This window comes from Streptomyces sp. NPDC039462, from assembly GCF_055639375.1.
The window spans coordinates 277,776-290,325 of record NZ_JBVKAO010000006.1 but is presented as its reverse complement, the minus strand read 5'-3'; the positions used below and the strand labels follow the sequence as shown (position 1 = coordinate 290,325).

The 12,550-nt window shown below is 71.6% G+C and carries 9 protein-coding genes; 3 read left to right on the top strand and 6 right to left on the bottom strand.

Annotated elements, in window-relative coordinates; genetic code table 11:
• Positions 1–159: 159 nt before the first annotated feature.
• Entirely contained in the window at positions 160–1,965 is a 1,806-nt protein-coding gene (locus ACZ7LU_RS29640; protein WP_468560737.1) for a bifunctional metallophosphatase/5'-nucleotidase, read from the top strand.
• On the opposite strand, the gene ACZ7LU_RS29635 is transcribed toward ACZ7LU_RS29640, so the two are convergent.
• Complete coding sequence (locus tag ACZ7LU_RS29635) at positions 1,962–3,143, bottom strand: GDSL-type esterase/lipase family protein (protein ID WP_471918489.1); 1,182 nt, start codon at positions 3,141–3,143, stop codon at positions 1,962–1,964. The genes ACZ7LU_RS29640 and ACZ7LU_RS29635 overlap by 4 nt on opposite strands.
• A 116-nt stretch (positions 3,144–3,259) precedes the next feature.
• On the opposite strand from ACZ7LU_RS29635, the gene ACZ7LU_RS29630 reads away from it, so the two are divergent.
• Positions 3,260–3,652, top strand: a complete 393-nt coding sequence (locus tag ACZ7LU_RS29630; protein WP_471918488.1) for a hypothetical protein — start codon at positions 3,260–3,262, stop codon at positions 3,650–3,652.
• Positions 3,653–3,681: 29 nt separating this feature from the next.
• Here the strand turns inward: ACZ7LU_RS29630 and ACZ7LU_RS29625 are convergent, their stop codons facing one another.
• The 5 genes from ACZ7LU_RS29625 to ACZ7LU_RS29605 form a co-directional block, all read right to left on the bottom strand.
• Positions 3,682–5,130 (bottom strand): lysine N(6)-hydroxylase/L-ornithine N(5)-oxygenase family protein, encoded by a 1,449-nt coding sequence (locus ACZ7LU_RS29625; protein ID WP_471918487.1) that lies wholly within the window; start codon positions 5,128–5,130, stop codon positions 3,682–3,684.
• Complete coding sequence (locus ACZ7LU_RS29620) at positions 5,127–6,527, bottom strand: pyridoxal phosphate-dependent decarboxylase family protein (protein ID WP_471918486.1); 1,401 nt, start codon at positions 6,525–6,527, stop codon at positions 5,127–5,129. Before ACZ7LU_RS29620 ends, ACZ7LU_RS29625 begins: the two co-directional genes overlap by 4 nt.
• Before the next feature lie 184 nt (positions 6,528–6,711).
• Positions 6,712–9,246: an aminopeptidase N gene (pepN, locus tag ACZ7LU_RS29615; RefSeq protein ID WP_471918485.1), complete on the bottom strand. Its 2,535-nt coding sequence runs from the start codon at positions 9,244–9,246 to the stop codon at positions 6,712–6,714.
• A gap of 93 nt (positions 9,247–9,339) precedes the next feature.
• Positions 9,340–9,711 (bottom strand): chorismate mutase, encoded by a 372-nt coding sequence (locus ACZ7LU_RS29610; RefSeq protein WP_468083690.1) that lies wholly within the window; start codon positions 9,709–9,711, stop codon positions 9,340–9,342.
• Positions 9,712–9,722: 11 nt separating this feature from the next.
• Positions 9,723–10,631 (bottom strand): helix-turn-helix domain-containing protein, encoded by a 909-nt coding sequence (locus tag ACZ7LU_RS29605; RefSeq protein ID WP_471918484.1) that lies wholly within the window; start codon positions 10,629–10,631, stop codon positions 9,723–9,725.
• Positions 10,632–10,787: 156 nt separating this feature from the next.
• On the opposite strand from ACZ7LU_RS29605, the gene ACZ7LU_RS29600 reads away from it, so the two are divergent.
• Positions 10,788–12,536: a glycoside hydrolase family 35 protein gene (locus tag ACZ7LU_RS29600; protein ID WP_471918483.1), complete on the top strand. Its 1,749-nt coding sequence runs from the start codon at positions 10,788–10,790 to the stop codon at positions 12,534–12,536.
• Positions 12,537–12,550 lie beyond the last annotated feature (14 nt).

The following is a 12,550-nucleotide window of genomic DNA, read 5'->3' as shown; positions in this document are numbered from 1 at the left end:
ACCGAGGCGCGGCACCGGACAGTCATCGGATCGAAACCTGGGGGGTCTGTTGCGGGGGTGGTGGCCGGGGTCAGAATCTACGCGCGTTACATGCATCACCCGCGTCGCACGCGTCATGCGCGTCGCACGCGTCGCTTCGGTCGATCGAGGAGTACGGATATGCCGCTGAACCGTCGGAAGTTCCTGGGTACGTCTGCTGTCACGGGTGTGGGGGCGGCGCTGACGGGCGCGGCCGTGGCCCCGGCGGCGCGGGCGAGCGAGTCCGGGAGGGGCGGGCGGCGCGCGAAGCGGTACTCGTTCACGGTGCTCGGCACGACGGATCTGCACGGGAACGTCTTCAACTGGGACTACTTCACGGACAAGGAGTTCGACGACAAGGACCACAACGACGTGGGCCTGGCGAAGATCTCCACGCTGGTGAACCAGGTCCGCAAGGAGAAGGGCCGTGGGAACACCCTGCTCATCGACGCGGGTGACACGATCCAGGGCACGCAGCTTTCGTACTACTACGCCAAGGTGGATCCGATCACGGCGAAGCACGGTCCTGTGCATCCGATGGCGCAGGCGATGAACGCGATCGGATATGACGCGGCGGCGCTGGGCAACCACGAGTTCAATTACGGCATACCGGTGCTGCGGAAGTTCGAGGAGCAGTGCGACTTTCCGCTCCTCGGGGCGAACGCGCTGGACGCGAAGACGCAGAAGCCGGCTTTCCCGCCGTACTTCATGAAGCGGCTGCGCACGCCGCACGGCCGGGATGTGAAGGTGGCGGTGCTGGGTCTCACCAATCCGGGGATCGCGATCTGGGACAAGGCGAATGTCCAGGGGAAGATGACGTTCCCGGGTCTTGAGGAGCAGGCGGCGAAGTGGGTGCCGAAGCTGCGGTCGATGGGTGCGGATGTCGTGATCGTGTCGGCGCACTCCGGCTCCAGCGGCACGTCTTCTTACGGTGACCAGTTGCCGTATGTCGAGAACGCGGCGGGTCTTGTGGCGGAGCAGGTGCCGGGGATCGACGCGATTCTGGTGGGGCACGCGCACACGGAGATTCCCGAGTACTTCGTGGAGAACAAGAAGACCGGCAAGAAGGTCGTGCTGTCGGAGCCGTTGAAGTGGGGTCAGCGGCTCACCCTGTTCGACTTCGACCTGGTGTGGGCGAAGGGCCGCTGGACGGTCGAGAAGGTCGGGGCGAAGGTCCTGAACTCCAACACGGTGGCCGAGGACAAGAAGGTGACGCGGCTCCTCGCGGACGAGCACAGGAAGGTCGTCGCGTACGTCAACCAGGTGATCGGTACGTCGACGCAGGCGATGAGCACGGCCGAGGGCCCGTACAAGGATGTCGCGATCATCGATCTGATCAACCAGGTGCAGAAGGAGACGGTGGCGGAGGCGCTGAAGGGCGGCGCGTACGCGGCGCTGCCGGTGCTCTCGCAGGCCTCCTGCTTCTCCCGCACGGCGCAGATCCCGGCGGGCGACGTGACGATCAGGGACGCGGCGGGCCTCTACCCCTTCGAGAACACCCTGGAGGCGCGGCTGCTCACGGGTGCGCAGCTCAAGGAGTACCTGGAGTTCTCCGCGCGCTACTACGTGCAGACCCCCGCGGGTGGCCCGGTCGACCCGGCGAAGCTGACGAACGCCGGGAACATCCCGGACTACAACTACGACGCGGTGCTCGGTCTGACGTACGAGATCGACATCGCGAAGCCGGCCGGATCGCGCATCACGAAGCTGTCCTTCGAGGGCAAGGAACTCGACCCGAAGGCCGAGTTCGTCCTCGCGGTGAACAACTACCGGGCGAGCGGCGGCGGGAACTTCCCGCACATCGCGGGTGCCAAGCAGCTGTGGGCGAATTCGGAGGAGATCCGGAACACGATCATCGGCTGGGTGAAGGCGAAGGGGACGGTCGACCCGGGCCGGTTCGCGTCGGTGGACTGGAAGCTGACCCGGGACGGCACGCCGGTGTTCTAGAGCCCCAGGCTCGTGAGGTCCACGCTGTCGGCGAGGGCCTGGGCGCCGGCGTCGTTGACGTGGAGGCCGTCGCCGCTGTCGTAGGCGTCGTCGATCCGGTCGGGGTCGGCGGGGTCCGCGACGGCGGCGGCGAAGTCCGCGTAGGAGTCGAAGGGGCTGTCGGTGCCGCGGATCCAGTCGTTGACCTCGCGGGCGACGGCGATGCCTTCGGGGGTGGAGTAGCCCTCGAAGATCGTGTCCTTGTAGGGGCCGACGGTGGTGACGGTCGCGGTGAGGCCCGCGGCGTGGATGCGGTCGGCGAGTGCGGTGAGGCCCGCGATGAGGTCGGCTGCGGTGGGGATGGGCGCCGGGTCGGGGTAGGCCTCCTGGCCGGGGATGCCGAGGTCGTTGAGGCCGAAGTGGATCAGTATGTGGGTGGCGCCTGGGGTGTCGAGGGCGTCGCGGTCGAGGCGGGCGAGGGCGCGTTCACCGATCTCGTCGGTGAGCAGGCGGTTGGCCGAGAGGCCCTGGTTGACGACCCAGCCGTGGTGTCCCGCGGCGCGGAGGCGGTCGTTGAGCAGGTCGGGGAAGCGGTGGTCGGTGTCGGTGGTGGTGCCGGTGCCTTCGAACCAGGAGTCGCCGAATGCGACGGCGATGCGGGTGCCCGCGGGGGCGAGGACGTCGGCGCCGCTGATGAAGTGGCGGGTGACGAGCTCTTCGAGGCCTTCGGCGCCGTCCAGGGTGGGTGCGGTGAGGGCGTTGCCGGGGACGGCGTAGCCGGTGCGCAGGGGGACGGCGGAGTAGGTGGAGAGGCCGGTGTCGTCGGGGAGCCAGAGGGTGAGGGCGAGCTCTTCGCCGGCGGTGACGGCTCGATCGATCGGGTCGCTGACGGCCTCTTCGCCCACGGGGATGGTGAACTCCGCGGCGCCGCCGAGCAGGACCGGTGTGCCGGTGCCGGTGTCGATGCCGCTGCCTTCGGTGCGTCTGGCGAGGTGGGCGCCGCCGATGTGGAGGGGTTCCTTGCCGTAGCGGTTGGTGAGGCGGATGCGGAGGGCGCTGCCGCCGCCGTCGAGGCGGATGATCTGGCGGACGGTGTGTCCGGCGAAGCCGCGGAGTTCGAAGAGGTCGATGGTCTCGTGCGGGCTGACGACGGCGGAGCGGAAGGCTGCGGTCCAGGAGGCCGTGGAGTCTGTGGTCATGGTCCTAACGAACCGAGCTACGGGGGCGGTTATTTCGGCGGACGACGTCTTTTCGCGAACTAATACGAAGGAATATTCGGAGGTGCCGGGGCGCTTGGGGGCGGACAATTCCACTCATGAATGAGGAACTTGCCGCTGCTCTCGCCCCGGTGCTCCGTGATCTCGACGCGACGTGTGCGGTGCGTCCGGTGGTCCGTGAGGAGCAGGACGACGGGATCGGTGAGTACGTGATGCTGTACGCGCCGGACGGCTCGGGCGCGGGGCTGGTGCATCGCTTCGGTGCGAGTGGGGCGGAGCGGACGGCGGACTTCGCGGACCAGGCGCAGGACTGGGCGGTGGAGGCGCTGTGTGCGGAATTGCTGCCCGCGGTGTGGCCGGAGTGTCCCGAGCACCCCGACTCGCATCCGTTGGAGGCCGGGGTGGTGAGGGGGGTGGCTGTGTGGTCGTGTCCGCGGTCGCGGCGGGTGATCGCCGCGGTCGGGGAGCTGGGCGGGCCCGTCAGTTCTTGAGGCGGAGCAGCAGCAGTACTTGAGGCGTATCAGTTCTTGAGGCGTACGAGGTTTCCGCGCTGTTCGCCGATGCGGCCGGCCGTGCCGGTGTGCTGCTCGGGGCCGTGGAGTCCGAAGGTGGTGAACGCGGTGCGGTGCGGCAGGGGGTAGCGGGTCCTACCGGTGAGGGTGTTGAGGATGGTGGCGCTGCGCCAGGCGGCGAGGCCGAGGTCGGGGGCGCCGACGCCGTGGGTGTGGCGTTCGGTGTTCTGTACGTAGATGTTGCTGCCGGCGCCGGTGATGGAGGGGTCGAGGACGAGGCGGTACTGCTCGTCGATGCGGGGGCGGGCGGAGGAGTCCTTGCGGATGTAGGGGTCGAGGGCGGCGATGAGCTGGTCGAGGGGGCGCTCGCGGTAGCCGGTGGCAAGGACGACGGCGTCGGTGGTGAGGCGGGAGCGGGTGCCTTGTTGCAGGTGTTCGAGGTGGAGCTCGACGCGGGTGGTGGCGACGCGTCCCGCGGTGCGGACGGAGACGCCGGGGGTGAGGACGGCGTCGGGCCAGCCGCCGTGCAGGGTGCGGCGGTACAGCTCGTCGTGGATGGCGGCGATGGTGTCGGCGTCGATGCCTTTGTGGAGCTGCCATTGGTGGGGGACGAGGCCGTCGCGTACGGCTTCGGGCAGGGCGTGGAAGTAGCGGGTGTAGTCGGGGGTGAAGTGCTCCAGGCCGAGCTTGGAGTACTCCATGGGGGCGAAGGCCTCGGTGCGGGCGAGCCAGTGGATCTTCTCGTGTCCGACGGGGCGGGCGCGGAGCAGGTCGAGGAAGATCTCGGCGCCGGACTGGCCCGAGCCGATGACGGTGATGTGGTCGGCGGTGAGCAGGGTCTCGCGGTGGTCGAGGTAGTCGGCGGAGTGGATGACGGGGACGGTGGGGGCTTCGGCGAGGGGTTTGAGGGGTTCGGGGATGTGGGGGGCGGTGCCGATGCCGAGGACGATGTTCTTGGTGTAGGTGCGGCCGAGGGCTTCGGCTTCGCCGTCGGAGTCGAGTTGGGTGTAGTCGACTTCGAAGAGGTCGCGTTCGGGGTTCCAGCGGACGGCGTCGATCTGGTGTCCGAAGTGGAGGGTGGGGAGGTTCTCGCTGACCCAGCGGCAGTAGGCGTCGTATTCGGCGCGCTGGATGTGGAAGCGCTCGGCGAAGTAGAAGGGGAAGAGCCGCTCGCGGGTCTTGAGGTAGTTGAGGAAGGACCAGGGGTTGGCGGGGTCGGCGAGGGTGACGAGGTCGGCGAGGAAGGGGACTTGGAGGGTGGCGCCGTCGATGAGGAGTCCGGGGTGCCAGTGGAAGGCGGGCTGTTGTTCGTAGAAGGCGGTGTCGAGGTCGCCCAGGGGGTGGGCGAGGGCGGCGAGGGAGAGGTTGAAGGGGCCGATGCCGATGCCGACGAGGTCGCGGGGGTCTTCGGGGGTGGTGAGCGGCCGGGGGCCGGGGTGGTCGGGGGTGCCGGTCATCGGGGGGTGGTTCCTTCCACGAGCTTGAGGAGCGCGGTCAGGTCTTCGGGCCGGGTGTGCGGGTTGAGGAGGGTGGCCTTGAGCCAGCGGCGGCCGTCGAGGTCGGCGCGGCCGAGTACGGCGGTGCCTTCGGTGAGCAGCCGCCTTCGTACGTGGGCGATGTGGTCGTCGGTGGCGTCCGCGGGGCGGAACAGGACGGTGCTGATGGTGGGGGTGTCGTAGAGCTCGAAGGTGGGGTGCGCCCGGATCCGGTCGGCGAACTCGCGCGCCAGGTCGCAGACTTGGTCGACGAGGGCGCCGAGCCCGGTGCGGCCGAGGGTTCTGAGGGTGACGGCGATCTTGAGTACGTCGGGGCGTCGGGTGGTGCGCAGGGAGCGGCCGAGGAGGTCGGGGAGGCCGGCTTCGGTGTCGTCGTCGGCGTTGAGGTAGTCGGCGCGGTGGTCGAGGGCGCGGAGGCCGTCCGGGTCGCGGACGGCGATGAGCCCTGCGGCGGCGGGTTGCCAGCCCAGTTTGTGCAGGTCGAGGGTGACGGTGTCGGCGCGGTGGAGGCCGTGGAGCTGTTCTCTGCGGGTGTCGCTGAAGAGGAGGCCTCCGCCGTACGCGGCGTCGACGTGGAGGCGGGCGCCGTGGGTGGCGCAGATGTCGGCGATCTCGTCGAGGGGGTCGATGAGGCCGGCGTCGGTGGTGCCCGCGGTGGCGGCGACGAGGTGGGTGCCCGGTGGGCCGCCGAGTGCGGTGAGGGCGGCGTCGAGTGCCGTGGGGTCGAGGGTGCCTGCGGGGGCGGGCACGGTGACCGGTTCGGGCAGGCCGAGGAGCCAGGCGGCGCGGGTCAGGGAGTGGTGGGCGTTCTCGCCGGTGATGAGGCGTACGGGGCCGCGAGGGGTGGCTTCCCGGGCAAGGAGGACGGCGAGCTGGTTGGCCTCGGTGCCGCCGGTGGTGACGAGGGCGTCGCCGCCGTCGTGGATCTCGGCGGCGAGTGCGCGGGTGACGAGGGCTTCGAGTGCGGTCGCGGCGGGTGCCTGGTCCCAGGAGTCCATGGAGGGGTTGAGGGCGGACGCGGCCAGGTCGGCGGCGACGGCGACGGCGAGGGGCGGGCAGTGCAGGTGGGCGGCGCACAGGGGGTCCGCGGGGTCGGCGGCGCCTTCGGTGAGGGCGCGGACGACGGCGCGCAGGGCCGTTTCGGGGTCGGTGCCGTGTTCGGGGAGGACCGGGTCGGCGGCGGCGCGGACGCGGTCGGTGACCGCGCCGGGGCCGCCGGCGGGGAGGGGGCCGCCGCGGGCGGCGGTTCCTTCGCGGAGGGCGTCGAGCGCGGCGGCGAGCAACGGCCGCAGGGCGTCGGGGCCTTGGGCGCCTCCGGAGAGGGGCGGCGGGGTGCTCGGCGTGCTCGGGTTGCTCATTGGCGAGGGGGTCCTTCGGGTGCGCGCGTACAGGGGCACCAGCCTGTATGGCGCGCGGACGGCGCGTCCGAATACCTCGGCGAACCGAACCCGAAAGTGGTACTGCCGTGCGGAGAAAACGTGTGGGGGTGGCCTCGGGTGCTAGAGGGGCCCCGCAACGGGAGGGGCCCCTCTGGCTGCCCCGTCAGTCCTGGTGTGTGCCCTGGCGGACGCGCAGGGCCCGTGCCAGGTCGTCGAGTTGGTCGATGAGCTTGCGGCGCAGGGCCGGGGTGGGTTCGGCGTCGCGCAGGCAGCGTTCACCGAGGCGGAGCGTCTCGGCGTCCACGAAGGGCGCGGGGAAGGCGTAGCGGCCCGCGGCTTCGGCCATGGCGGGTCCGCGGCGTGCGGCGAGGGCCACGGCGTCTTCGTAGTAGCGGGGGACGTACTCCCTGACGAGGTCGGCCTGTTCGGGCTGCCAGAAGCCCTGGGCGGTGGCGGTGAAGAGGTAGTTGGACAGGTCGTCGGAGCCGAACATGGCGTCCCAGGCGGCCCGTTTGGCGGCGGCGTCGGGCAGCGCGGCGCGGCAGCGTGCGGCGCCTTCCTGGCCGGTGGCGCTCGGGTCCCGCGCCAGTTCGGCGGCGATGGCGTCCTCGTCGGTGGCGTCGAGGACGGCGAGCCTGGCGAGGATGCGCCAGCGCAGCTCGGGGTCGAGTTCGGGGCCGCCGGGCACGGTGCCCTCGGCGAGCCAGGCCTGGAGGGGTGCCTCCTGGGTGGCGACGTCGATGAAGCCGCGGACGGCGGTGAGGCGCAGGCCGGGGTTGGAGCCGTCCTCGGTGCGGCGGATCAGGTCGCGGCAGAGTTCGCCGAGGAGGGCGAGGGCGGCGGGCCGCTGGTCGGGGGTGGTGTAGCGGTCGGCGATGTGGAGGGTGGCGAAGCCGAGGACGCCCTGGACGAGGGCGAGGTCGCTCTCCTCGGGGAGGTGGGTGCGGGCGGCCCCGAGGTAGGTGGTGCCGTCGAGCTCGCCGTCGCGGACCATGTCGCGGAGGCTGTTCCACAGGACGGCGCGGGTGAGGGCGTCGGGGACGCCGGAGAGGCCGCGCAGGGCGGTTTCCCTGGAGTGGTCGTCGAGGCGGATCTTGGCGTAGGTGAGGTCCTGGTCGTTGGGGACGATCAGGGCGGGGCGGCCGCCGTCGCGCGGGGTGTCGGGTCCGGTGGCGGGGACGTCCGTCTCGAAGCGTTCGCGCAGGACGAGGCCGGGGGCGCCGGACAGGTCGCGGTCGTAGACGCCGACGGCGATGCGGTGGGGGCGCCCGCTCTCCCGGCCCCGGCCGCCGTCCCCGTCGACGGTGAGGGTCCATTCGCGTCCGGCGTGGGCGACCTTGGAGGTGAGGGTGTCGACGCCGGTGGTGCGCAGCCAGGCCGCGGCCCAGGCGTGGACGTCGCGGTCGGTGGCGTGGGCGAGGGAGTCGATGAAGTCGGCGAGGGTGGCGTTGCCGAACTTGTGGCGGGCGAAGTGGGTGTTGATGCCGGCGAGGAAGTCCTTCTCGCCGAGCCAGGCGACGAGCTGGCGCAGGGCGCTGGCCCCCTTGGCGTACGAGATGCCGTCGAAGTTGAGCATCGCGGACGCGGTGTCGGGCACGGCGTCGGGGTCGGGGGCGACGGGGTGGGTGGAGGGGCGCTGGTCGGCGTCGTATCCCCAGGACTTGCGGGCGACGCCGAAGTCGGTCCAGGGGTCCTTGAAGCGGGTGGCTTCGGCGGTGGTCTGGAAGCCCATGTACTCGGCGAAGGACTCGTTGAGCCAGATGTCGTCCCACCAGCGCAGCGTGACGAGGTCGCCGAACCACATGTGGGCCATCTCGTGGGCGATGACCATGGCGCGGGTCTGCCGCTCGGTGTCGGTGACCGCGGAGCGGTAGACGAACTCGTCGCGGAAGGTGACGAGTCCGGGGTTCTCCATCGCGCCCGCGTTGAATTCGGGGACGAACGCCTGGTCGTAGGAGTCGAAGGGGTAGGGCTCCTCGAACTTCTCGTGGTAGCGGTCGTAGCAGGCGCGGGTGATGTCGAGGATCTCGTCGGCGTCGGCGTCCATGGCGGGGCCGAGGGAGCGGCGGCAGTGGATGCCGAAGGGCAGCCCGCGGTGTTCGGTGCGGACCGAGTGCCAGGGGCCCGCGGCGACGGCGACGAGGTAGGTGGAGATGAGCGGGGTCGCCGCGGCCCGCCAGGTGCCGCCGCCGGTGTGTTCGGTGATGCCGTTGGCGAGGACGGTCCAGCTCTCGGGGGCGGTGACGGTCAGCTCGAAGACGGCCTTCAGGTCGGGCTGGTCGAAGGCGGCGAAGACGCGCTGCACGTCTTCCATGAAGAGCTGGGTGTACGTGTACGTCTCGCCGTCGGTGGGGTCGGTGAAGCGGTGCATGCCCTCGCCGGTGCGGGAGTAGCGCATCGCGGCGTCGACGCGGAGTTCGTGTTCGCCGGCGGTGAGGCCGTCGAGCGCGAGGCGGTTGCCGGTCAGGCCCGCCGGGTCGAGCGGGTGCCCGTCGAGGGTGACGGAGCGCAGCTCGGCGGGCTTGAGCTCGACGAAGGTGGCGCCTTCGGTGCGGGCGCTGAACCGGATGACGGTCCGGGAGTCGAAGGTGTCGTGGGCGGGGTCGGCCGCCCGGGACAGATCGAGCTCGACCGTGTACCGGTGGACGTCGATGAGCTGGGCACGGGTCTGCGCTTCGTCGCGCGTCAGTACGGGCATGGGCCCATGCTGCCCGATGCCGTGAGGATCGGCGTAGGACTCACATCTCAGGCACGCACCGCCGGCCGGACCCGCCGGGCCGCGGGACGGGCCCTAGGCGGACTTGGCGATCGTCTCGTGGTGGCGGATGACCTCGGCGATGATGAAGTTGAGCAGCTTCTCGGCGAAGGCGGGGTCGAGCTTGGCGCTCTCGGCGAGTTCTCGCAGGCGGGCGATCTGGCGGGACTCGCGGCCGGGGTCGGCGGGCGGCAGGTGGTGCTGGGCCTTGAGGTGGCCGACCTGCTGGGTGCACTTGAAGCGTTCGGCGAGCATGTGGACGACGGCGGCGTCGATGTTGTCGATGCTGTCGCGCAGCCGGGACAGCTCGGCGCGCACGGCGTCGTCCGGGGCGGTGGCGGGGTCCGGGGCCGCGGCGGGGTGCGTGCCGTTCGTGCTGTTGTCGTCACTGGTGTGGCTGGTGGTCATGGTCCACGAGCCTACGTTGCCGCTCCGGGGCCGCCACCGGCGGAAGAGCGCAAAACGGGTGGGTGGTCGGGGTCGGGTATCCGGTGCGACCAGCCGCCGGGGACGGCCCTTCCCTGCTGGTCGCGGAAGCGGACGGGGGCCATGCCGACACGGCGGGTGAAAAGGCGTGAAAAGTACGCCGGGTCGTCGTAGCCGACGCGGCGGGCGACGGCGGCGACGGGCAGCTCGGTGGCGGCGAGGAGTTCCTTGGCGCGGCCCAGGCGGATGCCGAGGAGGTAGTCCTTGGGGCTGCACCCGGCGCCGCGCCGCACGGCGGTGCGCAGTTCGGCGGGGGTCATGCCGTGCCGGGCGGCGTGCTCGGCGACGGACAGGGGCTGGAAGGCGTCGCGGGCGAGGGACTGGAGGACGGGGTCGCCGTCGGGGGCGATGTCGGCGCGGGCGCGGCGCAGCGCGACGAGGAGTTCGTGGACGGCGGCGCCGGTCTCCACTTCGAGGAGGGGGTTGCCGCGGCGGGCCGCGCGGGCGATGCGGGCGACGACGCCGCGGGCGCCCGCGGCGTCGGAGAGCGGGACGACGGGGCGGGTGGGTTCGATGTAGCCGAGTTCGGTGTACGTGGCGGTGGCGGGTCCTGTGAAGTCGACGAAGCACTCGTCCCAGCCGGTGTCGGGGTCGGGTCCGTAGTGGTGGCGTACGCCCGGGGTGAGCCAGATCAGGGCGGGCGCGGTCACGGTGGTGCGGTGTCCGTCGGGGCCGCGGAACCAGCCGCCGCCGGCGCTGATGACGACGGCGACGTGGTGGTCGAGGGTGCGGGGGCCGACGGTGGGCAGGAGCCCGTGCTGGAGGCCGACGCCGAGGCAGGCGAGGCCGAGTCTGTGGTGGGCCGGGCTCGGGGTGAAATACCGCATCCACGTGTGGTACATCCGCTTCCGCCCCTTTCGTCCGGGCGCCGGCCCGCTCCTTGGGTCTTTCGTACGGGCGCCGGCCCGCTCCTTGCGTCCAACCGGGCTCGATCTTTGTCCATGGACCCCGTCCCCCGCCAGAGGTGATCGTGGGCGGGACGTGAGCGAGGGGACGCGATGAACGGGTTCAGGGTCGGCGAGGACGATTTCGAGCTGGACGGGCGGCCGGTGCGGCTGCTCTCCGGCGCGCTGCACTACTTCCGGGTGCACGAGGCGCAGTGGGGTCACCGTCTCGCGATGCTGCGGGCGATGGGGCTCAACTGCGTGGAGACGTACGTCCCGTGGAACCTGCACGAGCCGCGTCCGGGCACGTACCGCGACGTGGAGGCGGTGGGCCGGTTCCTGGACGCGGTGCGCGAGGCGGGCCTGTGGGCGATCGTCCGGCCCGGCCCCTACGTCTGCGCGGAGTGGGAGAACGGCGGTCTGCCGCACTGGCTGACGGGTGCGGTGGGGGCCCGCGCGCGGACCCGGGACGAGGAGTACCTCGGGCACGTGAACCGCTGGTTCCACCGGTTGCTGCCGCAGGTCGTGGCGCGCCAGGAGAGCCGCGGCGGCCCCGTGATCATGGTGCAGGTCGAGAACGAGTACGGCAGCTACGGCTCGGACCGGGTTTACCTGCGCCACCTGGCCGACCTGCTGCGCTCCGAGGGCGTGAGCGTCCCGCTGTTCACCTCGGACGGTCCCGAGGACCACATGCTGACCGGCGGCTCGATCCCGGGTGTCCTGGCGACCGCCAACTTCGGGTCCGGGGCGCGCGCGGCCTTCGACAAGCTGCGCGCGCACCGCCCCCGGGGGCCGCTGATGTGCATGGAGTTCTGGTGCGGCTGGTTCGACCACTGGGGCGCGGAGCACGTCGTACGGGATGCCGACGACGCGGCGGCGGCGCTGCGCGAGATCCTGGAGTGCGGGGCGTCGGTGAACCTGTACATGGCGCACGGCGGCACGAACTTCGCGGGCTGGGCGGGTGCCAACCGGGGCGGCGGCCCGCTGCACGACGGGGAGCTGCAGCCGGACGTCACGTCGTACGACTACGACGCGCCCGTCGACGAGTCCGGCCGTGCCACGCCGAAGTTCTGGGCGTTCAGGAAGGTCCTCGCCCGGTACGCGGCCACTCCCCTGCCGGAGCCGCCCCCGCCACCGCCGTCGCTGGGCGCGCCCGCGTCGGCGACTCTCGCGACCTGGTCCTCCCTGGACGCGGTCCTGGACTTCCTGGGCTCCCCGGAGTCGGAGCACGCGGTCCCGCCCACGTTCGAGGAGCTGGACGTGGACCGCGGCCTGGTCCGCTACACGGTGACGGTGCCGGGCCCGCGCGAGCCGTACCCGCTGAGTGTGCGGGGCCTTCGGGACCGGGCGGTGGTGTACGTCGACGGCGACCGGGCGGGCGTCCTCACGGAGGGCACCCCGACGCTGCCCGTCCCGGTCGCCGGGCACGCGCGCGTGGAGCTGTGGGTGGAGTCGCTCGGCCGGGTCAACTACGGCCCGCGCACGGGCGAGCCGAAGGGCATCACCGGGGGCATCCTGCACGAGCGGCAGTACCTGCACGGGGTGCGGGCCCGCACGCTGCGCCTCGACGCGTTCGACGTGCCGTCGGCGGTACGGGGCGTCCCGGCCGCGGGGGAAGCGGGCTCGGGACGCCCCGGCCTGTACCGGGGCGTCATCGAGGTCGGGCCCCCCGGTGACGCCTTCCTGGACCTGCCCGGCTGGACGCGTGGCTTCGTCTGGGTGAACGGCTTCAACCTGGGCCGCTACTGGTCGGCGGGCCCGCAGACGTCGCTGTACGTACCCGGGCCGGTGCTCCGGGAGGGGGCGAACGAGGTGTGGGTGCTGGAGTTGGAGGAGGGCGGGGAGCGGGTGGGGCTGGCGTGAGGGGATCCCAGGAG

Excerpts from the sequence above, each read along its gene's own strand:
- ACZ7LU_RS29640 (WP_468560737.1), top strand. The coding sequence starts at position 160 with ATGCCGCTGAACCGTCGGAAGTTCCTGGGTACGTCTGCTGTCACGGGT.
- ACZ7LU_RS29635 (WP_471918489.1), bottom strand. The coding sequence starts at position 3,143 with ATGACCACAGACTCCACGGCCTCCTGGACCGCAGCCTTCCGCTCCGCC.
- ACZ7LU_RS29630 (WP_471918488.1), top strand. The coding sequence starts at position 3,260 with ATGAATGAGGAACTTGCCGCTGCTCTCGCCCCGGTGCTCCGTGATCTC.
- ACZ7LU_RS29625 (WP_471918487.1), bottom strand. The coding sequence starts at position 5,130 with ATGACCGGCACCCCCGACCACCCCGGCCCCCGGCCGCTCACCACCCCC.
- ACZ7LU_RS29620 (WP_471918486.1), bottom strand. The coding sequence starts at position 6,527 with ATGAGCAACCCGAGCACGCCGAGCACCCCGCCGCCCCTCTCCGGAGGC.
- pepN (WP_471918485.1), bottom strand. The coding sequence starts at position 9,246 with ATGCCCGTACTGACGCGCGACGAAGCGCAGACCCGTGCCCAGCTCATC.
- ACZ7LU_RS29610 (WP_468083690.1), bottom strand. The coding sequence starts at position 9,711 with ATGACCACCAGCCACACCAGTGACGACAACAGCACGAACGGCACGCAC.
- ACZ7LU_RS29605 (WP_471918484.1), bottom strand. The coding sequence starts at position 10,631 with ATGTACCACACGTGGATGCGGTATTTCACCCCGAGCCCGGCCCACCAC.
- ACZ7LU_RS29600 (WP_471918483.1), top strand. The coding sequence starts at position 10,788 with ATGAACGGGTTCAGGGTCGGCGAGGACGATTTCGAGCTGGACGGGCGG.